Origin of the sequence: Pseudorhizobium endolithicum, assembly GCF_902153245.2 — a bacterium.
In the GTDB taxonomy this organism is placed as follows: Bacteria; Pseudomonadota; Alphaproteobacteria; order Rhizobiales; family Rhizobiaceae; genus Neorhizobium; species Neorhizobium endolithicum.
The window spans coordinates 444,578-468,221 of the sequence record NZ_CABFWF030000001.1; the positions used below are offsets into that span (position 1 = coordinate 444,578).

Here is a 23,644-nt window from a genome sequence, read left to right on the forward strand (position 1 = left end):
GAAACGAGTTCGTTCCAACGCATGACCCATTTCCACCCATCGCTGGACATCAGGCAAACGCGACACGCCCGCGTTTCGTCGGCCCCGGCCGTCTCGATCCGGTTGACGCGGTCCCGGATCGCTGCCGGCTGCCTTCTCTTCTTTGCCCTGGGCGGAGGCCTCGGCTACATGCTTGGCCTGCAGCCTGCCGCACCGGTCCGTCCGGCGATCGCCGACACGACCGACGACTGGCTGGACGACGTGGTGGCGCATTACCGGACCTTCTCGCGCCCCGGCGCGCGGCTGGCGGAGCTTTCCGCCTCCGATCCGGCGGCGATCGTGGAATGGCTGCTGGCCAATACGGGCGTGAATTTCCGCATTCCTGATCTGTCCGCGAACGGACTGACGCTCCAAGGCGCCCGGCTCCTGGTGGCAGGAGGGCTGCCCGTCGGGCACCTCGTCTACACCTCCGCCGATGGCGAGATCATCGGGCTCCTGTTCCGCAAGAACCTGCCGAACGAAGACGGATTCTCCGAACTGATCCGGGACAACATCGCCCTTCTCTCCTGGAGAAACGTCACCGCCACCTACGTCGTCGTCGGTCCCTCCTCGACCGCCTCTCTTGACGAGATTGCTGCAAAGGCCGCCGGGCTGATCTGATCTGCCGCGGCGATGATGCCGCGGAGCGCTTGCATAACCTCCTCCGGACGCTCTTCGACCAGCATGTGTCCCGCCCCCGCCAGCCGTCGAACCGCAACCGTCGGCGGCAGGTCATCGGCCTGTCCTGCGGGAAGAATGGGATCGGCGGTGCCCCACAGGACCTGCACCGGCATGGGCAGGCGTGCGAGGTCTTCTGTCGGCAGTACGCCCTGCGTCCGCCCCTCCGGATCGGCCAGGATGACCTTCAGGATCTTTGCCAGCGCCTCGCGCGCGCCGGGCAGCCGGCGTGCATCGAGAACCGCCTGGACCTGCCGGTTGTCGAGGCCATGGTCTGGCCCGCACATTGAACCCAGCGCCTTGGCCATCTGCGCGACGTCTTCGGCAAAGGCATAGCGGCGCAGTGCCGCGCCATTGATGTGCGGCCCGAAGCCGCCCGGCGCCAGAAGCGTCAGGCTGGCGAGACGCTCCGGCTGCCGCAGGGCAAGAAGCGCTGCCATGGCGCCGCCCATGGAATGACCGGCAAGGTGGAAGCGGTCGATGCCTCGCTCCTTGAGAACGGAGGCGATCGCCTTGGCCATGAACCCGGCCCCGCCGGTTCCGGCGGGAATCGATCCACCGTGCCCCGGCAGGTCGAGAGCGAGGACAGGTCGCTCCGTCGCCAGCGTCGCAGCCAGCGGGCACCAGAGGGCGGAGCACCCGCCGAAGCCGTGGAGCAGGACCAGCGGGATTTCTCCGCCAGCGCCCCCGCTCCACGTCTCGCAATGGAGCACGGGGTCAGCCCTTGGCCGCACGCTCTTCCAGCACGCGGTTGGCGGCAGAGACGATCGCCTCCAGGGAGGCCGCGACGATGTTCTTGTTCACGCCTGCTCCGAAAAGCTTGCCGCCGGGATGTTCCACCTCGACATAGGCGATCGCCGAGGCATTGGAGCCGTGCTGGAGCGAGTGCTCGGAATAGTCGTTCACCGAAAGCTCGATCCCGATATAGGCCGACAAGGCGTTGATGAAGCCATCGATCGGCCCGGTACCCTTCCCCTCGATCCGTTTCGTCTCGCCGCGATCGGTAATTTCCGCCGCCACGATCCGCACGCCCTTGTGGTCGGTGCCCGCCGGATAGGTGTGGTGATCGACGAACTTCAGACGCGCGTCGGGCTGCTCCACGTAGCGCTCGATGAACCGGTCGTAGATGCGCCGGGAGGGAAGCTCCACGCCTTCTTCGTCGGTGATGCGTTGGATGTCCTCGCGGAACTCGACCTGCAGGTTGCGCGGCAGGTTCAGCCCGTAGTCCTCCTGCAGGATATAGGCGATGCCCCCCTTGCCGGACTGCGAGTTGATGCGGATGATCGCTTCATACGAGCGGCCGACGTCCTGCGGGTCGATCGGCAGGTAAGGCACTTCCCAGACGGGCGAGTTCGCCTTGCGGATCGCCTTCATGCCCTTGTTGATGGCATCCTGGTGCGAGCCGGAGAATGCCGTATAGACCAGTTCGCCGACGTAAGGGTGGCGCTCCGGGATCGTCATCTCGTTCGAATATTCGTAGACGGCCTTGATCCGCTCGATGTCGGCGCAATCCAGTTCCGGATCGACGCCCTGCGTATACATGTTGAGCGCCAGCGTCACGATGTCGACATTGCCGGTGCGCTCGCCATTGCCGAACAATGTTCCCTCGACGCGGTCGGCGCCGGCCATCAGTCCCAGTTCGGTCGCGGCGATGCCCGTGCCGCGGTCGTTATGCGGGTGCAGCGAGACGATGATGTTCTCGCGGTTGTCGATGTTGCGGCACATCCACTCGATCTGGTCGGCATAGATGTTCGGCGTCGCCATCTCCACGGTGGACGGCAGGTTGAGGATCAGCTTGTTCTCCGCCGTCGGCTTCACCTCGGCGATCACCGCATTGCAGATCTCCAGCGCCACCTCCAGCTCGGTGCCGGTAAAGCTTTCCGGGGAATATTCGAAGCGGTATCCGCCGCCCGCCTTCGCCGCCATGTCGGTGATCATCTTCGCCGCATCGACCGCGATCTGCTTGATGCCCGCCACGTCCTTGCCGAACACGACGCGCCGCTGCAACTCCGAGGTAGAATTGTAGAAATGGATGATCGGCCTGTGCGCACCCTCAAGCGCCTCGAATGTCCGCGTGATCAGCTCCGGCCGGCACTGGACCAGCACCTGAAGGGACACGTCCTGCGGCACCCCGCCCTCTTCCACGCACCATCGCGCGAAGTCGAAATCCGTTTGCGAGGCGGAAGGGAAACCGATCTCGATTTCCTTGAAGCCCATGTCGAGCAGCAGCTTGAACATACGCGCCTTGCGGTCGTGACCCATCGGGTTGACCAGCGACTGGTTGCCGTCGCGCAGGTCGACGGAACACCAGATCGGCGCCTTGTCGATCACCTTCGACGGCCAGGTACGGTCAGGAATATTGATCTGCGGATAGGGCCGGTACTTTACTGCCGCGTCCGGCATGCCCTTGGCTGAAATGGGAGTTTTTGCATCCATTGTCGTCGTCTCTTCTCGCTCACGCACCGCCGGTCATATACCGTTGCGGGTGCGGACCCTCGCGGGTCTTCATGTGGTCCGTCTGAATGATTGTGAGAGGAGCTCTTGCGCCGGCATTGGCTTTTCGGCCGCCGGGCGCTCCTCAACGGACCCGGCAACCGCGCGTAAGGTCGAGGCTAAGAAGCGAGAGAGGCGCGAAAACCGTCGCGCCGGCTGCGGTGCAGCGGGCGGTCGAACGGTCGGACATGATCGCGCCTGTCATGGTCATGGGTAGAGTGATAACCTTTGAAGCAACAAGGTGCAAGCCTGTTACTCGGCGGCGGTGGAGGCTTTTTCCAATCGTTCGCGAACCCATTGCGAGATCAGCCGATCACGGCTGATGTTCAATCGAGTAGCTTCGGCATCAAGGGCCGCAAGCCGCTCCCTTGACAAATCCAGCTCGACAAGCTCGCGCTCGCTGTTGACGCGGCGGACTCGAGCCAAGTCAAAATACTGCAGCACGTCTTCTTCACCTTCATCGAAAAGCTTATCGAGATCTTTGGCTTTCATAAAGCGCAACCTCCTGCTTACGGGAACGGCGCACCGAGACGATCCTGACTCGCCCGTCTCGGCGAACGACGATGGCCGACCAATGCTTGTCCGCGATCCTGCCGATGACCATCATGCGCGGCTCATCCTTGTCGCGTGCCGGCAACTCAATCGAGAAGCTGTCCAGCCACAGGGCCTGAGCCTCGTCGAAATCGATCCCGTGCTTCTCCGTGTTGATGGCGCTCTTTGCAGGATCGAACTCGAACTCCATGACCAAACATAGCGCCGAGCAGGCTTCTTGGCGAGTCGGTCAGCCCCGGCGCACAACCACCCGCTGCAGCCCCATCATCAGCCCGCCGGCGAGCAGCCCCCAGAACGCACCGGAGATCCCCGCAAACGAGACGCCCGAGGCCGTGATCAGGAAGGTCACGGCCGCCGCCTCGCGCGTCTCCGGCTCCTTGAAGGCCGCCACGGCCGAACCAGAAAAGGCGCCGATCAGCGCAAGCCCCGCAACCGCCTGGATAAGGATCGGCGGCGCCAGCGATACGAAGGCCGTCACCGCTCCGGCCAGCAATCCCAGGGCCACATAACCGGCCCCGCCGATGATTGCCGCCCAGTAGCGCTTTGCCGGGTCGGGATGGGCATCCTCGCCCGCGCACATGGCCGCAGTGATCGCCGCCAGGTTGACCGCATGCCCGCCGAACGGCGCCGACAGCAGCGAGAAGACCCCGCTCGTGGCAAAAAGCGGCCCTGGACTGGGCTCGTAGTGGTTGACCTTCAGCACCGCGATGCCGGGGATGTTCTGTGAGGCCATGGTGACGATGAAGAGGGGCAGCGCGATCGAGATCAGCGCCGGCAGCGTGAATGCCGGCGCCACCAGTTCCACCGGCGGCGCAAGCGCCTGCGACCACTCAGCCATCGCCCCCTCCGGCAGATCGACGCCAAAAACCATGACGGCCACGAAGGCGGCGAGCGCGGCCGGGACCGCATAGAGCCGTTTCACCATGAGCACCGCCGCCCAGGCAACGAGGATCGGCAGCCCCAGGAGCGGATCGAAGGCGATCGCCTTGAAGGGGGCGAAGCAGAGCCCGAGGATGACGCCGGACAGCATGGCATTGGCGAGCGGCGCCGGGATGGCGGCCACAGCCCGGCCCAGTGGCCGGAACAGCCCGGCGATCACGATGAGCAGACCACAGACGAGAAAGGCTCCGACGGCGGCTGGAAAACCTCCCTCGACCGTTCCGGCCGTCGCCAGCAATGCCGCGCCGGGCGTCGACCACGCGATGGAGACCGGCAGCCGCGTCCAGCCGCTCAGCACGATCGCGCAGACTCCCATCGAAACCGACAGCGCCATCAGGCCAGAGGCAGCCTGGAGATCGGTGGCGCCGACACCCTTGAGCCCCTGTAGTACCACGGCGAAGGAACTGGCGAAGCCGACGAAGGCCGTCAGGCAGCCCATGAAGAAGCTCTGGGCGGAAAGGTCTTTGAGCATGGGCGACTCTGCAATGGCGGCTCTGAAAGTCGCTAGCGAGATCAAATAACGATGTTTTTGGCAAGCCGCCTCCGGCGCCCAACCGTTCGCGGACCTTCTGCGCGCATCGGATGGTTCCGCTCAGCCCATGCCCGCCTTGGCCAGCCGGTAGAAGGCGCCGTCCCGGTTGGCGACCAGCGCCTCATGTGATCCCTTCTCGATGATCCGCCGGCCGTCCACGACCAGGATGCGGTCCGCCTTTGTCACCGTCGACAGCCGGTGTGCGATGACCAGTGTGGTGCGTCCCTCGGAAAGCTCCGCAAGCGACGCCTGGATCGCCTGCTCCGTCTCGGTATCGAGGGCGGAGGTCGCCTCGTCGAGGATGAGGATCGGCGGGTTCTTCAGGAAGATGCGCGCGATTGCCAGCCGCTGCTTTTGGCCGCCGGAAAGCTTCACGCCGCGCTCCCCGACGATCGTGTCGTAGCCGTCCGGCAGAGCCGCGATCATCTCGTCCAGCCGCGCCCGCCGCGCCGCATGCCGCACCTCTTCCTCCGTGGCGTCCAACCGACCATAGAGGATGTTGTCGCGGATCGTGCCGGCAAACAGGAAGACGTCCTGCTGGACGATGCCGATATTGTCGCGCAACGACTTCAGCGTCAGGTCGCGGATGTCGATGCCGTCGATGGAGATCGATCCTTCAGTCACCTCGTAGAAGCGCGGCAGAAGCGAGCAGATGGTTGTCTTGCCGGCACCCGACGGTCCGACGAAGGCCACCGTTTCCCCCGCCGCGATCTCGAAGTCGAGGCCCTCCACCACACGGCGTCCGCCGCGGTAGCCGAAGCCGACGCGGTCGTAGCGGATGCGTCCTTCCGCTCGCGGCAGGTCCTTCGCGCCGGGACAGTCGGCAATATCCGGCCGGGTTTCCAGGAACTTCAGGTACCGCTGGAAGCCGGCGATGCCCTTCGGATAGCTTTCGATGACGGCATTGATCTTCTCGATCGGCCGGAAGAAGACGTTGACCAGCAGCAGGAACCCGACGAAGCCGCCCGCGGTGAGATCCCCCCGCGTCACGAACCAGGCGCCCGCCAGCATCACCACTACCTGCACGAAACGCATGGAGAGGTAGCTGAGCGAGGTCGCCGCCGCCATCACCTTGTAGGCCTGAAGCTTCGTATCCCGGTAATTGCGGTTGTCCTCGTCGAAGAGGCGTCGCTCGTGGTCCTCATTGGTGAAGGCCTGCACCACCCGGATGCCGCCGACATTCGCCTCGATTCGCGTGTTGAAATCCGCCACCCGTCCGTAGAGCGCATGCCAGGTGCCGGTCATGCGCTGGCCGTAGAAGGTCGTGACGATCGCCGTGAGCGGCACGATGACCGCCGTGATGGTCGCGAGCGGCGGATGCACCCACATCATCAGCGCAAAGGCGCCGATCAGCGTCATCACCGCCAGGAACAGATCCTCCGGTCCGTGATGGGCCACCTCGCCGATCTCCTCGAGGTCCTTGGTCAGCCGCGCCACGAGATTGCCGGTCTTCTCGTTGTCGAAGAAGCCGAAGGAGAGCTTCTGCAGGTGGTCGAAAGCCTTGCGGCGCATCTCCGTCTCGATGTTGATGCCCAGCATGTGGCCCCAATAGGTCACCACCACCTGCAGGCCCGCATTCAGCAGATAGACCATGAGAAGACAGAGCGCGGCGAGCGCGATGAGGTCCAGCCGCCCCGTCGGCAGCAGGCGGTCGATGAACAGCGTCACCGCCATCGGAAAGGCGAGTTCAAGCAGGCCCGCCGCCACGGCGCTCGAGAAGTCCATCAGGAAGAGCTTGCGGTGCGGCCGGTAATAGACGGCGAAGCGGCGGATGAGATCGGTCATGCGGAGGGCCTTCATGGCAGGATTACCCGTCGCTCTTACGGCCTAGCAGCCAAAGAAGATAGGGGCCGCTGATCAGCGCGGAAAACAGGCCGAGCGGTATCTGGTAGGGATAGATGACGAGCCGCGACAGCCAGTCCGCTGCGACGAGGAGGCCGGCTCCGATCATCAGTGCGGCAGCCAGTTGGTGGCCCGGGCGGCGAAAACCTGACATGCGGGCCAGATGCGGCGCCACGAGGCCGGTCAGGCTGAGCGGCCCGGCGACGAAGGAGCCGGCAGCGGTCAGAAGCGCCGCCAGCAACGCCAGCAGCAGGCGCGTCCCTGCCACCGGAAGCCCGACGCTGCGGGCGACATCCGGTCCGAGCGGCAGGAGCGCCAGCCAGCGGCCGAGGAAGAACAGCGGCGCCGTCAAGAGCACGAGCGCGCCGATCGTGATGGCCGCCTCCATCGCCCCCACCCGGTTGGTCGAGCCGGAAATCCACAGGAGCAGGATATAGCTGCGCATGTCGCCTTGGGCGAGCACCAGCGACACCAGCGCCATCCCGAGCGCGCCGGCCGCCACGCCGGCCAGCAGCACCCGTTCGGCGGAAAAACCGGAGCGGGCCATGAGCGCCATCATCATGAGGAAGGTGAGAAGCGCCCCGCCTGCCATGGAGCCCAGCATCACCGGCAGCGACGGGAAGGCCACCACGAAGAGCGCGACCGTCAGGCCGGCACCGGCGCCGGCGCTGACACCGAGCACCTCGGGGCTGGCCAGCGGATTGCCCGTGATCCGCTGCATCACGAGCCCCGCCGCCGCAAGCATTGCCCCTGCCCCACCGGCAGCGAGAAGCCGCGGCAGCCGGAACGGCAGGAGTTCCGTGAACGCAGGTCCCGCGCTCATCACCAGGCCGTCATCGGAAACGCCGAGCGTCAGCGTCAGCGCAAACAGGAGAATGAGACCGACAGCCAGGAGAGCCAAGCCGGTCTCCGGACGCCGGAGCCGGCGCAGCGGGACCGCCGTCGCCGTCTTCAGCCCGAGCGTGCTCCGCACCCGCGGCAGGAGGAGGAGCAGCAGCGGCCCGCCGAACAGGGCGGTGGCCGCACCCGCGGGAGCGAGATCGGAAAAGCCCGGTCCGAGGATCTGCATCAGGCTGTCGGCGGAAAACAGGAGAAGCCCGCCCGCAATGGCCGCCCCGAAGGCGATCTCGCCCGTGGTGCGCGCGCCACGGTAACGGGCGATGGCCGGTGCCGCCAGGCCGAGAAAACCGATGACGCCGACAATAGCCGTCACCGAGGCGGCAAGCCAGACGGCCAGCGCCAGGACGGCGAGCCGGGTCGCATGGATCGCCACGCCGAGGCTTCGCGCGGCCGAGTCGTCCAGCGACATCACCCTGAGCGGCCGCATCAGGAGCACGGTGGCGATCACTCCGAAGATCAGCCGCGGCACGAGCGACAGCACCCCGCTCCAGTCCTGTTGGCTGAGCGAGCCGGAGCCCCAGATGAAGATCGACATGACATATTCGCCGCGCGCGAGGATGATGGCGACGCTAAGCGCCGAGGCGATCATCGTCACGATCATGCCCGACAGCGCCACCGTCACCGGATCGAGCTGACGCCGCCAGCTCAATCCCAGGACCACAGCGAGCGACAGGAACCCGCCGGAAAAGGCGATCATCTCGCGCGGCAGCACCAAAAGCGCCGGCCAGAGCGCCAGCGCCACCGTCAGCGCCAGCTGCGCACCGGACGCGATCCCGAGAGTCGAGGCATCGGCAATCGGGTTGCGCAGCACATGCTGGAGCAGCGCTCCGGAAAGGCCGAGCGCCGCTCCGGCGAGAACCGCGAGAAGGGCGCGCGGCATCAGGCTCTGCCAGAGCAGGATCGACCGCAGCCGCTCGGCCTGCTCCGCGGGCCCCGGCACCGCCGGCATCATCCACACGGTCATAAGCAGCAGCGCCAGGCACCCGATGCCCGTCGCGGCAAACGCAAGACCACGCCGCTCTAACGGGCGCGGACGGGCGATCTCAGCCATTCCATGCACGGGTGAGCCCCTCCGTCAGAAGATCGGCGAAACGGCCGGCTGCGGGCAACGCCCCGTAGGGATTGACCGGTCCGAGGATCAGCACCCGCCCTTCCCTCACCTGCGGCAGTGCGTTCCAGAAGGCGCTCGTCTCCAGCGTCCCTATCGCATCCGCCGGATGCGGCGGAATGAGGAGGCCCCATGCGTCCGGCATCGTCGCCAGCGTCTCGATGCCGATCGGCGCCGTGGCGGTATAGGCGGTCGGCCCCGTCCAGGCATTGGCCAGTCCCAGCCGCGCCAGCACCTCGCCGAACATGCTGTCGCTGCCGAAGACGCGGAAATGCCGCGCATCGCCCAGATTGATCGGCAGCACCGGCCGGCCGTCGCCCGACGACAGCGCCCGGCGCTGGCGGTCGAGTTGCGCCGCCAGCGCCTCGATCATCGCCGTGCCGGCGGATAGTTCCAGCCGCTCCCCGATTGCCCGCGTCGCCTCGACGGCAAGCGCGAACGGGCTGGTTCCCGGCAGGTAGATCGAATGGGTCTCGACGGGCGCGATGCGGGCAAGCACCGGTTCGTTGGCGGCATAGAAGTTGGAATTGAAGATCAGTTCCGGGCGGGCGTGGTGGAGCGCCTCGAAATTCGGCAGTCCACGCAGCCCGAGATCGGTCACGCCAACAGGCACGTGAGGCTCCACCGCCACCTGCCGGAACTGGCGGAGCTCCGCACCCGCCACCACGTTGGCGCCGATCGCCAGGAGCGTTTCGAGCAGCGCCCAGTCCAGCGTCGCAACGCGCGGGCTCACGGATGCTGCAGCATGGGCACGCCCCGGCACGGCCAGGCCGGCTGTCAGCGCCGCCAGCATCTGCCGCCGCGTCAGGGAAGTGGATGCGCCGGTCACAGCAGGTAACTGACCGGCTGGCGGTGCTGCGGATGCTCGAAGACCCCCATCTCGACGCCGAAGATCTCTCTCAGCGGTTCCTGCCGCATGATCTCGGCGGGAGGGCCGCTCATCAGGATGCGGCCGCCGCCGAGCGCCGTGATCCGGTCGCAATAGCGGGCCGCGAGGTTGATGTCGTGCAGCACGACGATGACGGTCAGCCCACGCTCCTCCGCGAGGCTCCGCACCAGCGAAAGCACGCCGGTCTGGTGCGCAAGGTCGAGGGCGGAGGTCGGCTCGTCGAGGATCAGGCAGCGCGCGTCCTGGGCGAGCATCATGGCGATCCACGCCCTCTGCCGCTCGCCCCCGGACATCTCGTCCACACGGCGGTCGGCGAACTCCTCCAGTTCGGTCCGGGCAATTGCCTCCTCCACGGCGCGGGCATCCTTCTCGCCGAACCGGCCGAGCGTGCCGTGCCAGGGAAAGCGCCCGAGCGCCACCAACTCGCGCACGGTCATCCCGTCCGCGGCCGGCGTGAACTGCGGCATGTAGGAGACGTGCCTGGCGAAGGCGCGGTTGCTCCACGCAGAAGCAGGCCGCCCGCCCCACATCACGCTGCCGGAGGTGGGAACCACCTGCCGGGCGATGATCTTCAAGAGCGTGCTCTTGCCCGAGCCGTTCGGCCCGACGAGGCCGCAGACCGTGCCGGGCCCGATATCGAGGTCGATGCCGGACAGGATCGCCTTCCGCCCTGCCGAGAACCCGATATCCCTCAGCGAAAGAAAGTCTCGCCGCACCCCCTCATCCACCATCGGTTCTCCTGCTACCACGTCTTGCTCAGCTTGAAGGTCACGGTGCGTGCCTCGCCATATCCGCAGACGGTCAGGCCCTGGCACCCGCTGACATATTTTTTGTCGAACAGGTTGGCGACATTGAGCGAGGCCGTCCAATCGTTCTTCTGGTAGCGGATCGCCGCGTCGAAAAGGGTCGCGGCGGGCACCTTCTCCGTGTTTGCTTCATCCGCCCAGGACTCGCCGAGATAGCGAACGCCGGCGCCGATGCTCAAGCCTTCCAGCGCATCCGTCGTGAAGGCATAGTCAACCCATAGCGCGGCCGTCATCTCCGGGGTGATATAGGGCGAATTGCCAACCAGCGACGGGTTGAGGTCGTTCTTGACGATCTCCACATCCGTATACGCGAGGGAGGCAAGGAGCTTCCAGTTCTCGTCGATGTTGAACTTGCCTTCGAGTTCGAAGCCGCGCGATTCCACCTCGCCGAGTTGGTCCTGGGCGAAGGTGGCGGGATCGGTGACCGTGTAATTTTCCTTGGTGATATGAAAGACTGAGGCAGTGATCGAACCGTCGACGAATGCCGGCTCATATTTCACGCCGCCCTCCACCTGATAGCCCTCTTCCGGCTCCAGTGCGCCGGAGACGCCGGTTCCGATCAGCGGATTGAAGAAGCTCGCTACGCTTACATAGGGCGTCAGGCCGTTGTCGAATTCATAGGCCAGGCCGGCCCGACTGCTGAAGGCCCTGTCCGTCGTGTCGTAGATCGTGCCCACAACTGCATCGGAGTCCGTCGAGACCCAGTCATGGCGGCCGTTCAGCGTCAGCAGCCAGCCTTGGCCGAAGTGGATCTGGTCCTGCAGGTAGAGCCCGAGCTGCTTCTGCGTCACCACCTGGTCGATCTGGATGTCATTGGCCGGCTGCGCCACCCCGTAGACGGGATCGGTGGGGTCGATCGGTGTCGCGGTGGTCGGCCATGTCGGCCACCGCTGCACGTGATCGAGCTTGTAGTACTTGTAATCCAGCCCGGCGATGACGTTGTGTGTCGCGCCGCCGAACTCGAATTCACGCTCGGCTCTGTTGTCTACCGCGAAGCTGTCCGCTTCCGTCTCACCCTCGAAGCCGATGCGCCCCATCCAGTAGTAGTAGGGCGCCGTGGGGTCAGTGGTGTTGACGTAGCCGTTGCCGTAGGGACCGATCTCGTGCTTGTCGAGATGGCTGTAGCGGAGGTTCTGGGAGAGCTTCCACCCAATGTCAAACTCGTGCTCGACCTCGTAGCCGACCATCTTCTGAGTATACCTGCCCTCGTCGATATCCGGCTCGCCGACGAAGAAGTCCCGGTCGATCCGGCCGAAGGGTGCATCCACGACGGTACCGACATAGGGGAAAAAGCCGTTGCCGGTGTGGACCTGGTCGAGGCCTCCGAGATAGCCCCATACGGTCAGCTTCGTTGCATCGTCGGGCGAAACCGTCAGCTGCGGCATGATGAAGCCACGCAGGTCTTCGGAGTAATCCGAATAGTTGTCGCCGCCGGCCACCTTTCCGGTCAGGCGGTAGCGCATCGTGCCGTCTTCACTGACCGCATCGGAAAAGTCAAAGCCGAAGAAGGCGTTGCCGTTCGAGTTGATGCCGGTTTCCGTATAGTAGAGCGGCTCGTCCGTCGGCCGCTTGCGCACCATGTTGATGAGCCCGCCCGGATTGGCGCCGCCATAGAGCACCGAAGACGGTCCCTTGAGCACGTCGATCCGCTCCAGCATGAACGGATCGATCTGGAACCCGCCGAAGCCATAGCTGAAAAGGTTTAGGTTATCCAAATAGACACCCGTCTGCGTCGCGTCGAAGCCGCGGATGAAGTACCAGTCGGTGTCCGGATCGCTGCCGAAGGGCTGGCTGACCACACCCGGTGTGTATCGCAGCAGCTCGTCCACCTTGTTGGTGACGCCGCGATCCTGGAATTCCTGCTGGCCGATGACAGAGACCGATTGCGGGATCTCGTTAACCGGCGTGTCCCCCTTCGATCCGGCCGAGGAGGTCTTGGCCACATAACCTTTCAAGGGTGCAACGGCACTCTGGCTGTCGCCCGCGCCTTCCGTCTCGATGACGATCGTCTGGAGCTGCGTATCCTGCGCCCTCGCCGGCCCCGGCATCACCGCCGCGATTGCCGCAACGGCCGCACCCGCCTTCAAAAGCCCCGTCTTCACCTTCAAATCGCATGTCGTCATGAAACAACCCCACCTCGGCCGCAGCCCCTGCTTACGGCATAAATAAGATGAGCCGATAACTCATCTTTGTAGGCGCGGATTGAATGCATTTGCGTCTTTTGAACGATCCCGACAAATCCGGCGGCTTTTCGCCTATGTCTGTGCCTTGCGCCAATGGGCGGGGGTGGTCCCGACCACCTGCCGGAACATGCGCGTGAAATGGGCCTGGTCGGCAAATCCGGTTTCGGCCGCGATCTCGCTCAACGAATTTTGGCGCGACAGCAGCAGTTGCTGGGCCCGCTTGATGCGCATCCTCATCTGCCACTGGTGCGGCGAAGCCCCTGTCGAGGCCTTGAAGGCGCGGCTGAAGTGCGACTGGGAGAGCCCCGTCAGCGATGCCAGTTCTTCGAGCCGGATATTGCGCAGGCAGTTCGCCTCGATGAAGTCCAGCGCCCGCCGCAACTGCCATGAGGCCAGCGCACTCCGCGGCTTTGCGGGCTGGCGCGACAGCTTCATCGCATCGACGATCAGCGCCAGCGAAAGCCCGTCGCCGTAAAGATCGTGCAGCGGCTGCGGATTGGCACATTCCGCCGCGATCAGTTGGCCTAGCGCCAGGATCCGCTGGTCGCTGAACAGGAGGTTTGCATCCTCCAGCCGCCTCGGATCGAGATCCTCGCCCAGCCGCTGCATCACGACGTCCGCATCGAAGTGGAGGTCGAGATGGCGCATCCGGCGCACGCCCACGACATCCACCCAGAGGTCCATGCCCGCCGGCACGAAGGAAATCGGGCGATGCTGCGTATCCTGCGGCAGGCCGGCCCCGTTGGACGTCATCTTCACCAGCGGCCGCCCCTCGCCCTCCGCGTCCAGCAGAATGAAGAGCCGCGGGTCCCGTGCGACGTAGTAGCCGCCCGCATAGGGCGCGCACTCCACCTCGGTCAGGTCGGCGATGATGCCGTTCCACCGGCGGCTGTGGATCTGGCCCACGACCTTGAATCCGTCGATGCGGTTGTTCATCCGGGGCTGGAACGTCAAGGCAGGCGCCATAAGTGGAGTTTGAAGCGAAGCTTTCATGCGTGATGGCGGTGGCGCTGTCAATCCCGGACAGAGGCCCATTCAAGACGGCAAAAGCCCCGCCGAACCTGCCGGCGGGGCTTTTGATACTTCTACCGGCGATAGGGTCAGCCGATCTCGGACTGGTTCACCACAACGCGTGAGGCCAGGCCGTAGGCCACGCCCTCTTCGGCGGACAGCCAGTAGTCGCGGTCGATGTCCTTGGCGATCTTCTCCTCGCTCTGGCCGGTCGCCTTGGCGAAGATCTTGATCAGCCGCTCATTCATCTTGATGATCTCGCGGGCCTGGATCTCGATGTCGGAGGCCATGCCGCGCGTGCCGCCGGACGGTTGGTGCAGGAGGAAGCGCGTGTTCGGGAGCGCAATGCGGCGCTCCTTCGGAGCCGCGACATAGATCAGCGCGCCGGCGGAGGCGACCCAGCCGGTGCCGATCATCCAGACCTTCGGCTTGATGAACTTGATCATGTCGTGGATCGAGTCACCCGATTCCACGTGGCCGCCGGGCGAATTGACGTAGATGCGGATGTCGTCGTCGCTGGCTGCGGCGAGCGCCACCAGTTGCGTGTTGACCTTCTGCGCCAGTTCCTGGGTGATCGGACCATAGATGAAGATCGAACGCGACTTGAAGAGGTTCGCTTCCGTTTCCTTGCCGAGCGGCAATTCCTTGACCTTGTCTTCGTCGTTTTCGTCGTTCATCAGCATCTCCAGCATGGAATTGTCCTCAGGGACATAATGCGTTCGCGGCCGTAAAACAATGCGCGAAACCGACTAAGGTGAATGACGTAGGTGCAGCGCCTCCGTGGGTCCGTACCGCCATGGACACGCGCCCTCGGCCTGTCTTATCGTGTCCGCCGATATTGCTGCCTCGCGCCCGCCAGGGTCCGAGGCGTCTTCCAGAGGGTCAAAGAATGTTGAAACGCCTTTCCGTCGCCGCAGCCATGTCCGTCACTGCCGCCGCACCGGCCTTTGCGCATCTCGACCCCACAGAACACGGCTCTTTCATGGCTGGCGTTTCGCACCCGCTCTTCGGCGCCGACCATATTCTTGCGATGGTGGCTGTCGGACTCTGGGCCAGCCAGATTGCGGCAAACTCCGGAAATCGTCGCCCGCTCTGGATCGTTCCTGCAGCCTTCGTCGGCACTATGGCAGTCGGCTTCCTGGCTGCGGTGGCCGGCATCGGCCTTCCCTTCGTCGAGCCCGCCATCCTCGCTTCGGTGGTGGCGCTCGGCCTCCTCGTCGCGATGGCGGCTCGCCTGCCGGTCGCAGCCTCGGCCGCCATCGTCGCCGTCTTCGCCCTCTTTCACGGCCATGCGCATGGTGGCGAACTCGGCTCGGCCGGCACCCTGCAATTCGGCATCGGGTTCATGGCTGCCACGGCCCTGCTTCATGCCGCCGGTATCGGACTCGGGCTCGGCATCGGCCATGTGGCGCCCTGGGCAACCCGCCTAGCCGGCGGTCTCACCGCCCTTGCCGGTCTTACCCTCGCCTTCGGCTAAACCTCAGGCCAGAAGGGCACCCGACGAGGTGCCCTTCCTATCTTCAGTTCAACTGCCGCCGATCAGCCGCGACCGCGATAGCTCGCCACGCCCTGCTCCGGCAGCCACACGCCCTGCGGCGCGTCGCCCGTCTGCCAGAAGACGTCGATCGGAATACCCCCGCGCGGATACCAGTAGGCGCCGATCCGCAGCCACTTCGGCTCCAGCAGTTCCACCAGCCGCTTGGCAATGTAGATCGAGCAGTCCTCATGGAAGGCGCCGTGGTTGCGGAATGAATGCAGGAAGAGCTTCAGCGACTTCGATTCCACCAGATGCGCGTCCGGAATGTAGTCGATGACGATATGGGCGAAGTCCGGCTGGCCCGTCATCGGGCAGAGCGAGGTGAATTCCGGCGCCGTGAAGCGCACCACGTAATCCGTCTTCTGGTTGCCGTTCGGCACCTTTTCCAGCACCGCCTCCTCCGGGCTTGCAGGCGCATCCACCTGCCGGCCGAGTTGGGAGAGGCTCGAAGTGTCAGTCATGCTCACTGGGATGTTCCTTCTACCTTGACCTTGATGCCGTGCGCCCGCTCGCCCTCCGGCTCCACATGGATGGCGAGGCTTGCGCCCGGTATGACCTCCTTGATGGCGTCTTCCAGCCGATCGCAGATCTCGTGCGCCTCCGCCACCGGCATCTCCGCCGGCACGACCAGATGGAAGTCGATGAAGGCAGCCGCCCCCGCCCGCCGGGTGCGCAGGTCGTGCACGCCCAGCGAGCCAGCGGAATTGGCCTTGATCGCCGCGCGGATGGCCGCCTCTTCCTCGGGCGTCACGGCCCGATCCATCAGCCCGCCCAGCGAATGGGAGATCACCTTGTAGCCTTGGTAGAGAATGTGGACGGCCACGGCCATCGCCAGCAGCGGATCGAGGATCGCGTAGCCGGTCGACACTGCCAACAGCAGCCCGACGAAGACCCCCGCAGAGGTGACGACGTCCGACATGATATGGCGGCCGTCTGCCGCAAGCGCAGGCGACGCATGCTCCCGCCCCACCCGGATCAGCATGCGTGCCCAGACCAGGTTCACGACGCCCGCAGCGGCATTGATCCCGAGACCGAGCACCGGCGCATCGAGAAGCTTCGGTGCAAAGAGCTCGCCCCAAGCTTCCCGGAAGATGAGGAGTGCTGCGACGATGATCAGCGCGCCCTCCAGCACCGCCGACATATACTCCGCCTTGTGGTGCCCGAACTGATGGTCGTCATCCGCAGGCCTCGCGGCATAGCGGATCATGAAATAGGCAATGAAGGCGGCGACCACGTTGACGGTGGATTCCAGCCCGTCAGACAGCAGCGCCACCGACCCCGTCACCCACCAGGCGAACAGTTTCAGTCCCATGACCCCGAAGGCAAGCGGGATGCCCCAGAAAGCCAGTCTCTGGACAACCGGATCGGTTCTCGCTGTCACGTGCAAGCCCCCTCTGCGCATGCAAACCACTTGCAGGAGCCAGGCTCCTGAACAGCGAAACCGCCCGGGCGGGACCCGGGCGGTTTCGAATGCTGGGCGTATGGCCCACGATAGCTTGTTTGTCAAAGCGTAAGACGCGCTGGCCGACACGTCCGACGCTAATTTTGCGCCGGCGCCGCCGGATTCTGCTGCTGGTCTCCGACTGCCGGCGGCGGTGCGGTGTTGTCGCCGGATTCCGGCATCATCGTCAGCGCCATCACCACGACAACGAGGACGGCGACAAGTCCAATCAGTACGTTTCTGCTCATCTGTCTTTCCCGGTTTGAGAGGTCGGTCGACCCCTAAACCCGGCACCGGCACAAAGGTTGCGGCCGTCACTCAGGCGGCCTGTACCTTCCGCTTTCTCGACAGATGCGCCACGACGTTCTCGATCATCCGCATGCCGGCGTCCTGGCCGAGCGTCATGATCGATTCCGGATGGAACTGTACCGCGGCGATCGGCTCCTTCACGTGCTCGATCCCCATGATCGTGCCGTCCTCGCTTTCCGCCGTGATGGTGAAGTCGGCGGGCAGGGTCTTCGGGTCCGCGAAGATCGAGTGGTAGCGGCCGACCGTCACCTCGTTTGAAAGCCCCGAAAAGACGATGCCCGGCTCCAGGACCCGGATGCGAGACGGCTTGCCATGCATCGGCACGGCGAGTTGCCGCAGTTCCCCGCCATAGGCTTCCGCCAGCGCCTGCAGGCCAAGGCAGACGCCGAAGATCGGCAGCCCCTTCGCCCGAGCCGTCCTGATCGTCGTCTTGCAGTCAAAATCCTTTGGGTTGCCCGGCCCCGGCGACAGGACGACGAGATCCGGGTCGACCCGGTCGAAGATCTCCTCCGGCACCGGTGTCCGCACCGTCGACACCTCGGCCCCCGTCTGGCGGAAATAATTGGCAAGGGTGTGGACGAACGAGTCCTCGTGGTCGACGAGCAGAATCTTCACTCCCTGCCCGACCCGCGCCACGTCGCGCGCCACCTTGCCGGAATTGCCTGCACGTGCGTCACGGATTGCCGAAATCATCGCCGATGCCTTCAGTTCGGTTTCTGCCTCTTCCTCATGCGGGTCGCTGTCGTTCAGGAGCGTCGCACCCGCGCGCACCTCGGCAATGCCATCCTTGATGCGGATGGTGCGGAGCGTCAGGCCTGTATTCATGTCGCCGTTGAAGCCGACCATGCCGATCGCCCCGCCATACCAGGCGCGCGGGCTCTTTTCATGGTTCTCGATGAAGCGCATCGCCCACAGCTTCGGCGCTCCCGTCACCGTCACGGCCCAGGCGTGGCTGAGGAAGCCGTCGAAGGCATCCATGTCCTCCCGCAGCCGCCCCTCGATATGGTCAACCGTATGGATAAGCCTCGAATACATCTCGATCTGCCGCCGCCCGATCACCTTGACCGAGCCCGGCTCGCAGACGCGCGACTTGTCGTTGCGGTCGACGTCGGAGCACATGGTCAGTTCCGACTCGTCCTTCTTGGAGTTGAGGAGCTTGAGGATCTGCTCGCTATCGGCAATCGCATCCTCACCGCGGCGGATCGTCCCGGAGATCGGGCAGGTCTCGATCCGCCGGCCGGAGACGCGCACGAACATTTCCGGCGAGGCGCCGACCAAGTATTCCTGCTGCCCGAGATTGATGAAGAAGGAATAGGGCGACGGGTTGATCGCCTTCAGCCGGTTGGAGATCTCCGACGGCTTCGAATCGCAGCGTTCCATGAACTTCTGCCCCGGCACCACCTCGAACAGGTCGCCGCGGCGGAAGCTCTCCTTCGCCTTCACCACCAGTTCCGCATATTCGCCGGGCTTGTGGTCGCCCTTCGGCGGCGTCACGGTGGTGCGCTGGAACGGCTCCGGCGCAATCTCGCCTGACTTGCCGGCAGTGGTCACGCCGTCCTTCTCAAAATCATAGCGGTCGATCCAGGCCTTGGCCGCATGGTGGTCGACGACCAGGATCTCGTCCGGCAGGAACAGCACCATGTCGCGCTGGTCTTCCGGCCGCTGCATGGAAAGCTTGATTGCGTCGAACTGGAAGGCAAGGTCGTAGCCGAAGGCGCCGAACAGGCCGATGGCGGAATCCGCGTCGGAGTAGAACAGGTCGACCACCGCGCGCAGCACGGTGAACACCGTCGGCATCTTCGAGCGCTCTTCCTCGGTAAAGGCGCGGGTCGGCTCGTTGACGGTTAGTTCGAGGCGGCGGGCAGCGCGCATGCCGAGCGTCAGGTCTTCAACGGTTTTCAGCCTGTCGGCGACGAAGGCGAGCAGCACCTCCCCCCGTTCGTTATAGGCCTCGATCCACACCTTGCGGCAGTGTGATGAAATACCGAGCGGCGGATCCACGATCGCCGTATCCCAGCGGGTATAGCGGCCGGGATATTCGTAGTTGGAGGAGAAGACGGCGCCTCGCCGCTCGTCGAGCTTGTCAACATAGCCGGAGACGGCATCCGCGTAGGGTGTCGGCCGGCGCGTGCGGGTGACGGCGATGCCGCCCTTGGTCTCGTAGGTCTCCGAACCGTCGTCCCTGATGATCGTCACCATTTCCTGCTCTCCGTTTCCCTCACCCGAAACCGCGGACAACAAAAAAGCCGCCTCGGTTTTCGGGCGGCTTTGGGGTCTTGTCGATGGACATGACTGGTCAAGGCCGCGTCAGCGTGCCCACCACCAGTTGCCGATGTTCATCGAATTGATCATGCCGCAAGAAATACCGTGGCGGAGGTTTCTCCGCAAGCGGATTTCTCACGGCTGCGACCAAATCCGCTTTGAAGCGTTGGTTATGGCCGATCCACGGAGCCTAGCCGATGCAGCGTCTCCCCGTAATTCTCCTCTTGGCCCTGCCGCTTCTGACGGCCGCCGCCCTGCCGCGCACCGGTCCCGTACCCGCACCGAAGCCCGCGGTCGAGGACGAAAGACAGGACGGCACCGCGGCACCCGGGAAGACGGCCGAAGCACCTCCGCCGGGTGCCGCGACTGTTCCGACGCCCGAGCCAAAGCCAAAGACGAAAGCGCCTGCTGCACCCTCCCGCGCTCCGGAAGAACCCTCGGACGCCCAATCCGCTGGATCCCCGGCTGAAGAAGGCGCGGGCGGCAAGACCCCGCCCGTGACCGCCGACGGGAAAGAGGAGCAGGCCGAACCAGCCAGGGAAGAACCAGAGAAAGAAGCGGAACAGAACGGAGAGGAGTCCACAGAGCCGGCAAAGGAGTCAGAGGAGCCTCCACCCCCGCCGCCGGTCGCCAAGGAAGACCCGGAGGCCTTGAAGGCGTGCCTCGCCAATCTCGCTACTTTAGGGACGAAGTACGACACCGCCGCTCCCATCGACGACGGCGACGGCTGCGGCATAGACCAGCCGCTCGAGGTGACCGAAGTCCTGCCGGGCATCGATACCGGCGGCGCGCAGATGCGCTGCGAAACCGCCCGCGCCCTCGCCCATTGGCTGAAGGATACGGTGAAGCCAGCGCTCGACATCGCCATGCCGGGACGAAAGATCACCGGCCTCACCACCGGCTCCACCTATGCCTGCCGCCTGCGCAACGGCGCCTCCACCGGGGAGATCTCCGAGCACGCCCGCGGAAACGCCATCGACATCGCAGCCTTCCGGCTGGACGACGGCACGGAGATCACCATGAAGCCACGCGACGAGGACGGCACCATGGAAGGCGCCTTCCAACGCACCGCCACCGCCGGCGCCTGCTTACACTTCACCACCGTTCTCTCCCCCGGCAGCGACGCCGCCCACCAGGACCACCTGCATCTGGACGTGCTGGAGCGGGAGAGCGGATACCGATATTGCCGGTGATCGCACGGGCCAACCGCCATCTCGAAGCGGCGGACGGACCAGGCCTGCAGTCTGAACAGCACGGCTAGAGATGAAGATCACCTGAAGATTCCGGCTGGTAGATCACCTTCTCTATCCGGATGCGGCGCGTTCGATCCGTCACCATCCAGTCTATGGCATCACCTTCCTGGTAGCCCAGGATCGCTGTGCCGATGTCGGAGAGAACCGACAGTTTTCGAGCTCGGTCTTCGGCATCTTGCGGATAAACGAGAGCGACTTCCTCTCGCTCGTCGTCGAGATGCAGGACGACCCTGGAATTCATGGTTACGACATCGCCGGCAACACGCTGAGGCTCGACGACGATGGCTCGCTCGATCTCGTGTTCGAGGTCGACCCTGGGCGCCTCTTCCTCAAATGCCATCAGGCTCTGGAGCCGGGCCTTGTCAATCTCGGTCACATAGATCTCGGCTGAACCTGCCATGGCGCCGTCGCGCAGAAGCTGGCGATAGCGGCCAGCGCTCATCGCCAAGGAATTGAGCGTAGGCGTTTCGCGTTGAAGATGAAAGCCGCAGCGCTCGAAGCCCCTCAGCGAGCGCGTGTTGTTCGGGTGGATCTTGGCGACGACATTTTCGGCGCGCATGTCGAGGAAGGCGAGCTTCAGGCCCTCCCGGATGGTGCTCCCGCCCAGCCCCTGCCCCCAGTTGTCGTGCTCGCCGACGACCAGGACGATTTCACAATCGGCGCCGCTCTTGACGAGCCGCACGAAGCCGACCGGGCGATCGCTTCGGTCGTAGGCCATGAAGAAGCGACCACCCTGATTGAACAGATGCGTCAGGATCGGCATCTGAGCCCGATCGACAGCCTGTTCGATGAACCGGGAAACGCTGCTGGAATCGCTCAGGTAGCGCGTGACCCGTTCGTCTTTCATCCAGTTCATCAGGGTGAATGCGTGCGTCCGGGTGATTTCCGGACGCAGCGAAATAAAAGGCTTGTTCATCTTCGCCACCTTTGGTCGCAAGAATGAAAGCCTGTCACAGTGTGTGTACCGTGCTGGTTCTTTCGGGGGAGTGCTGAAAACAGGAAAGCTCCTTTAGCAAAGATCCACCCGCGATGGCCAGCGGAGAAGCGCATCCTCATATGCCGCCGGCGCAAGCTGCCTTGCTGTCCTTCCCTCCTTTGTCCCCAATCCGCCCGCGGCTACCGCGACAGTTGAATCCCTAGGTTAGAAAAGCCCCTCTATGTGTCCGTCCCGATTCAGGAAAATCCGTTCTGCAGAGGGTGAACTCGGCAGGCCGGGCATGGTCATGATCTCGCCGGTGATGGCGACGACGAACCCGGCTCCGGCGGCAAGCCGCACCTCGCGCACCGGCACCACATGCCCCTCCGGCGCACCACGCAGGTTGGGCTCGGTGGAGAAGGAATACTGGGTCTTTGCCATGCAGACCGGCAGGTGGCCATAGCCTGCCGCCTCCCAGGCCTTCAACTGGTCGCGCACCGCCTTGTCAGCCGTCACCTCGCCGGCATGGTAGATCTTCGACGCCACCGTCTCGATCTTCTCCATCAGCGGCATGTCGTCCGGGTAGAGCGGCCGGAAGTCCGCCTGCCCGCTGTCGGCGAGTTCCGCCACGCGCTCCGCCAGTTCCGTGATTCCGGCCGAGCCTTCGGCCCAGTGGCGGCAGAGGATGGCATCGGCGCCGTGGCGCGCAACATAGTCCTGCAGTGCAGCCACCTCTGCGTCCGTGTCGCTGGTAAAATGGTTGATCGCCACGACCACCGGTACGCCGAAGCGCCGGACATTGGCAATGTGCCGGCCGAGATTGGCGCAGCCACGGGTCAGTGCCGCCACATCCTCCTGTCCCAGATCTTCCTTCTTCACGCCCCCGTTCATCTTCAGCGCCCGGACGGTGGCGACGATCACGGCGGCCGAGGGCGTCAGTCCCGCCTTACGGCACTTGATGTCGAAGAACTTCTCCGCGCCCAGATCGGCGCCAAAACCCGCTTCCGTCACCACATAGTCTGCAAGCTTCAGCGCCGTCTTGGTGGCGATCACCGAATTGCAGCCATGGGCGATGTTGGCGAAGGGCCCGCCATGCACGAAGGCCGGATTGTTCTCCAGCGTCTGCACCAAGTTCGGCTGCATGGCGTCCTTGAGCAGCACCACCATCGCCCCGTCCGCCTTCAGATCGCGGGCGAAGACCGGCGTCCTGTCGCGCCGGTAGGCGACGATGATCGAGCCCAGCCGCCGCTCCAGGTCCTGAAAATCCTCCGCCAGGCAGAGGATCGCCATCACCTCCGAGGCAACGGTGATGTCGAAACCGCATTCTCGCGGAAAACCGTTCGCCACTCCGCCGAGCGATCCGACCATCTGCCGCAGCGCCCGGTCGTTCATGTCCATCGCGCGCCGCCAGGTGATCCGCCGCACGTCGATGTCGAGCGCATTGCCCCAGTAGACGTGGTTGTCGATCATCGCAGCGAGCAAGTTGTGCGCCGAGGTGATCGCGTGGAAGTCGCCGGTGAAGTGGAGGTTGATGTCTTCCATCGGAACGACCTGCGCGTAGCCCCCGCCCGCCGCCCCGCCCTTCATCCCGAACGAAGGGCCGAGCGAGGGCTCGCGGATGCAGACGACGGCGCGCCGGCCGATGCGGTTCAGCCCGTCGACCAGTCCGACCGTGGTGGTCGTCTTCCCCTCGCCTGCGGGCGTCGGGCTGATGGCGGTGACGAGGATCAGCCTGCCGTCCGGCCGGTCACGCAGCGAGCGGATGAAGCCGGCGTCGACCTTGGCCTTGTCATGCCCATAGGGCGCCAGATGCTCGGCGGCAATGCCGAGCCCGGCGCCCACCGCCAGGATCGGCTTCTTCCGCGCCACCCGCGCGATCTCGATGTCGGACTTTACCGCCAATGTTTTCGTCCCCGTGGTCCCGTTACCGCCGACTTGGCCACAGAGCCGGCCGTCTGGCAAGCATCGGACCGGT

21 protein-coding genes are annotated in these 23,644 nt (G+C 64.8%); 3 read left to right on the forward strand and 18 right to left on the reverse strand.

Features of this window, described 5'->3' with window-relative positions; genetic code table 11:
• Positions 1 to 21 precede the first annotated feature (21 nt).
• On the forward strand, positions 22 to 639 hold the full coding sequence (locus tag RTCK_RS02320) for a hypothetical protein (protein WP_142520066.1): 618 nt from the start codon (positions 22 to 24) through the stop codon (positions 637 to 639).
• Here RTCK_RS02320 and RTCK_RS02325 read toward each other — a convergent pair.
• The 12 genes from RTCK_RS02325 to RTCK_RS02380 form a co-directional block, all read right to left on the reverse strand.
• Positions 567 to 1,409, reverse strand: coding sequence for an alpha/beta fold hydrolase (locus RTCK_RS02325; protein ID WP_185927874.1), 843 nt, complete (start codon positions 1,407 to 1,409; stop codon positions 567 to 569). The two genes, RTCK_RS02320 and RTCK_RS02325, sit on opposite strands and share 73 nt — an antisense overlap.
• Positions 1,410 to 1,413: 4 nt before the next feature.
• Positions 1,414 to 3,132 (reverse strand): 2-isopropylmalate synthase, encoded by a 1,719-nt coding sequence (leuA, locus tag RTCK_RS02330; protein ID WP_142591261.1) that lies wholly within the window; start codon positions 3,130 to 3,132, stop codon positions 1,414 to 1,416.
• A 309-nt stretch (positions 3,133 to 3,441) separates the two neighbouring features.
• A complete protein-coding gene (brnA, locus tag RTCK_RS02335) occupies positions 3,442 to 3,681 on the reverse strand; it encodes a type II toxin-antitoxin system BrnA family antitoxin (RefSeq protein ID WP_185927875.1) in 240 nt (79 codons plus the stop codon).
• Positions 3,659 to 3,931, reverse strand: coding sequence for a BrnT family toxin (locus RTCK_RS02340; protein WP_142522822.1), 273 nt, complete (start codon positions 3,929 to 3,931; stop codon positions 3,659 to 3,661). The genes brnA and RTCK_RS02340 overlap by 23 nt, the downstream gene beginning before the upstream one ends.
• A gap of 39 nt (positions 3,932 to 3,970) precedes the next feature.
• The gene (locus RTCK_RS02345) at positions 3,971 to 5,152 is read right to left on the reverse strand and encodes a benzoate/H(+) symporter BenE family transporter (protein WP_142591263.1); all 1,182 of its coding nucleotides are present in this window, start codon (positions 5,150 to 5,152) and stop codon (positions 3,971 to 3,973) included.
• A gap of 120 nt (positions 5,153 to 5,272) precedes the next feature.
• Positions 5,273 to 6,997, reverse strand: coding sequence for an ABC transporter ATP-binding protein (locus RTCK_RS02350; protein WP_142591265.1), 1,725 nt, complete (start codon positions 6,995 to 6,997; stop codon positions 5,273 to 5,275).
• A gap of 22 nt (positions 6,998 to 7,019) precedes the next feature.
• Entirely contained in the window at positions 7,020 to 9,005 is a 1,986-nt protein-coding gene (fhuB, locus tag RTCK_RS02355; protein WP_142591454.1) for a Fe(3+)-hydroxamate ABC transporter permease FhuB, read from the reverse strand.
• The gene (locus tag RTCK_RS02360; RefSeq protein ID WP_142591456.1) at positions 8,998 to 9,855 is read right to left on the reverse strand and encodes an ABC transporter substrate-binding protein; all 858 of its coding nucleotides are present in this window, start codon (positions 9,853 to 9,855) and stop codon (positions 8,998 to 9,000) included. The genes fhuB and RTCK_RS02360 overlap by 8 nt, the downstream gene beginning before the upstream one ends.
• Before the next feature lie 32 nt (positions 9,856 to 9,887).
• Positions 9,888 to 10,667: an ABC transporter ATP-binding protein gene (locus tag RTCK_RS02365; protein WP_142591458.1), complete on the reverse strand. Its 780-nt coding sequence runs from the start codon at positions 10,665 to 10,667 to the stop codon at positions 9,888 to 9,890.
• A 26-nt stretch (positions 10,668 to 10,693) separates the two neighbouring features.
• Complete coding sequence (locus tag RTCK_RS02370; RefSeq protein ID WP_142591267.1) at positions 10,694 to 12,880, reverse strand: TonB-dependent siderophore receptor; 2,187 nt, start codon at positions 12,878 to 12,880, stop codon at positions 10,694 to 10,696.
• Positions 12,881 to 13,012: 132 nt separating this feature from the next.
• Positions 13,013 to 13,894: a helix-turn-helix domain-containing protein gene (locus tag RTCK_RS02375; protein WP_185927876.1), complete on the reverse strand. Its 882-nt coding sequence runs from the start codon at positions 13,892 to 13,894 to the stop codon at positions 13,013 to 13,015.
• Between the two features lie 146 nt (positions 13,895 to 14,040).
• Positions 14,041 to 14,628: an ATP-dependent Clp protease proteolytic subunit gene (locus RTCK_RS02380; RefSeq protein ID WP_142520060.1), complete on the reverse strand. Its 588-nt coding sequence runs from the start codon at positions 14,626 to 14,628 to the stop codon at positions 14,041 to 14,043.
• A 212-nt stretch (positions 14,629 to 14,840) separates the two neighbouring features.
• Here RTCK_RS02380 and RTCK_RS02385 point away from each other — a divergent pair, with 212 nt between their 5' ends.
• Complete coding sequence (locus RTCK_RS02385; RefSeq protein ID WP_142591269.1) at positions 14,841 to 15,428, forward strand: HupE/UreJ family protein; 588 nt, start codon at positions 14,841 to 14,843, stop codon at positions 15,426 to 15,428.
• Positions 15,429 to 15,490: 62 nt separating this feature from the next.
• Here RTCK_RS02385 and queF read toward each other — a convergent pair whose 3' ends face one another.
• The 4 genes from queF to RTCK_RS02405 all read right to left on the reverse strand — a co-directional run bounded on the left by queF (position 15,491) and on the right by RTCK_RS02405 (position 19,437).
• Positions 15,491 to 15,955: a preQ(1) synthase gene (queF, locus tag RTCK_RS02390; RefSeq protein WP_142591271.1), complete on the reverse strand. Its 465-nt coding sequence runs from the start codon at positions 15,953 to 15,955 to the stop codon at positions 15,491 to 15,493.
• Positions 15,952 to 16,890 carry a cation diffusion facilitator family transporter gene (locus RTCK_RS02395; RefSeq protein ID WP_142591273.1) on the reverse strand — a complete coding sequence of 313 codons (939 nt, stop codon included), beginning with the start codon at positions 16,888 to 16,890 and terminating at the stop codon, positions 15,952 to 15,954. The genes queF and RTCK_RS02395 overlap by 4 nt, the downstream gene beginning before the upstream one ends.
• Before the next feature lie 137 nt (positions 16,891 to 17,027).
• Complete coding sequence (locus RTCK_RS02400) at positions 17,028 to 17,177, reverse strand: hypothetical protein (RefSeq protein WP_185927877.1); 150 nt, start codon at positions 17,175 to 17,177, stop codon at positions 17,028 to 17,030.
• Between the two features lie 70 nt (positions 17,178 to 17,247).
• A complete protein-coding gene (locus RTCK_RS02405; RefSeq protein WP_142591275.1) occupies positions 17,248 to 19,437 on the reverse strand; it encodes an anthranilate synthase in 2,190 nt (729 codons plus the stop codon).
• 260 nt (positions 19,438 to 19,697) lie between these two features.
• On the opposite strand from RTCK_RS02405, the gene RTCK_RS02410 reads away from it, so the two are divergent.
• Positions 19,698 to 20,693 carry an extensin-like domain-containing protein gene (locus RTCK_RS02410; RefSeq protein ID WP_142591277.1) on the forward strand — a complete coding sequence of 332 codons (996 nt, stop codon included), beginning with the start codon at positions 19,698 to 19,700 and terminating at the stop codon, positions 20,691 to 20,693.
• Between the two features lie 64 nt (positions 20,694 to 20,757).
• On the opposite strand, the gene RTCK_RS02415 is transcribed toward RTCK_RS02410, so the two are convergent.
• Both RTCK_RS02415 and RTCK_RS02420 read right to left on the reverse strand, forming a co-directional pair.
• Complete coding sequence (locus RTCK_RS02415) at positions 20,758 to 21,669, reverse strand: bifunctional GNAT family N-acetyltransferase/nucleoside diphosphate kinase regulator (RefSeq protein WP_142591280.1); 912 nt, start codon at positions 21,667 to 21,669, stop codon at positions 20,758 to 20,760.
• Between the two features lie 225 nt (positions 21,670 to 21,894).
• Complete coding sequence (locus RTCK_RS02420) at positions 21,895 to 23,571, reverse strand: formate--tetrahydrofolate ligase (protein ID WP_235988484.1); 1,677 nt, start codon at positions 23,569 to 23,571, stop codon at positions 21,895 to 21,897.
• Positions 23,572 to 23,644 lie beyond the last annotated feature (73 nt).

What these genes read in the sequence shown, in the direction of transcription:
- brnA (WP_185927875.1), bottom strand. Translation starts at nt 3,681, where the DNA reads ATGAAAGCCAAAGATCTCGATAAGCTTTTCGATGAAGGTGAAGAAGAC.
- RTCK_RS02340 (WP_142522822.1), bottom strand. Translation starts at nt 3,931, where the DNA reads ATGGAGTTCGAGTTCGATCCTGCAAAGAGCGCCATCAACACGGAGAAG.
- RTCK_RS02395 (WP_142591273.1), bottom strand. Translation starts at nt 16,890, where the DNA reads ATGCGCAGAGGGGGCTTGCACGTGACAGCGAGAACCGATCCGGTTGTC.
- leuA (WP_142591261.1), bottom strand. Translation starts at nt 3,132, where the DNA reads ATGGATGCAAAAACTCCCATTTCAGCCAAGGGCATGCCGGACGCGGCA.
- RTCK_RS02410 (WP_142591277.1), top strand. Translation starts at nt 19,698, where the DNA reads ATGCAGCGTCTCCCCGTAATTCTCCTCTTGGCCCTGCCGCTTCTGACG.
- RTCK_RS02415 (WP_142591280.1), bottom strand. Translation starts at nt 21,669, where the DNA reads ATGAACAAGCCTTTTATTTCGCTGCGTCCGGAAATCACCCGGACGCAC.
- RTCK_RS02360 (WP_142591456.1), bottom strand. Translation starts at nt 9,855, where the DNA reads ATGCTGGCGGCGCTGACAGCCGGCCTGGCCGTGCCGGGGCGTGCCCAT.
- RTCK_RS02370 (WP_142591267.1), bottom strand. Translation starts at nt 12,880, where the DNA reads ATGACGACATGCGATTTGAAGGTGAAGACGGGGCTTTTGAAGGCGGGT.
- RTCK_RS02380 (WP_142520060.1), bottom strand. Translation starts at nt 14,628, where the DNA reads ATGAACGACGAAAACGACGAAGACAAGGTCAAGGAATTGCCGCTCGGC.
- RTCK_RS02345 (WP_142591263.1), bottom strand. Translation starts at nt 5,152, where the DNA reads ATGCTCAAAGACCTTTCCGCCCAGAGCTTCTTCATGGGCTGCCTGACG.
- RTCK_RS02405 (WP_142591275.1), bottom strand. Translation starts at nt 19,437, where the DNA reads ATGGTGACGATCATCAGGGACGACGGTTCGGAGACCTACGAGACCAAG.
- RTCK_RS02385 (WP_142591269.1), top strand. Translation starts at nt 14,841, where the DNA reads ATGTTGAAACGCCTTTCCGTCGCCGCAGCCATGTCCGTCACTGCCGCC.
- RTCK_RS02400 (WP_185927877.1), bottom strand. Translation starts at nt 17,177, where the DNA reads ATGAGCAGAAACGTACTGATTGGACTTGTCGCCGTCCTCGTTGTCGTG.
- RTCK_RS02320 (WP_142520066.1), top strand. Translation starts at nt 22, where the DNA reads ATGACCCATTTCCACCCATCGCTGGACATCAGGCAAACGCGACACGCC.
- fhuB (WP_142591454.1), bottom strand. Translation starts at nt 9,005, where the DNA reads ATGGCTGAGATCGCCCGTCCGCGCCCGTTAGAGCGGCGTGGTCTTGCG.
- RTCK_RS02350 (WP_142591265.1), bottom strand. Translation starts at nt 6,997, where the DNA reads ATGACCGATCTCATCCGCCGCTTCGCCGTCTATTACCGGCCGCACCGC.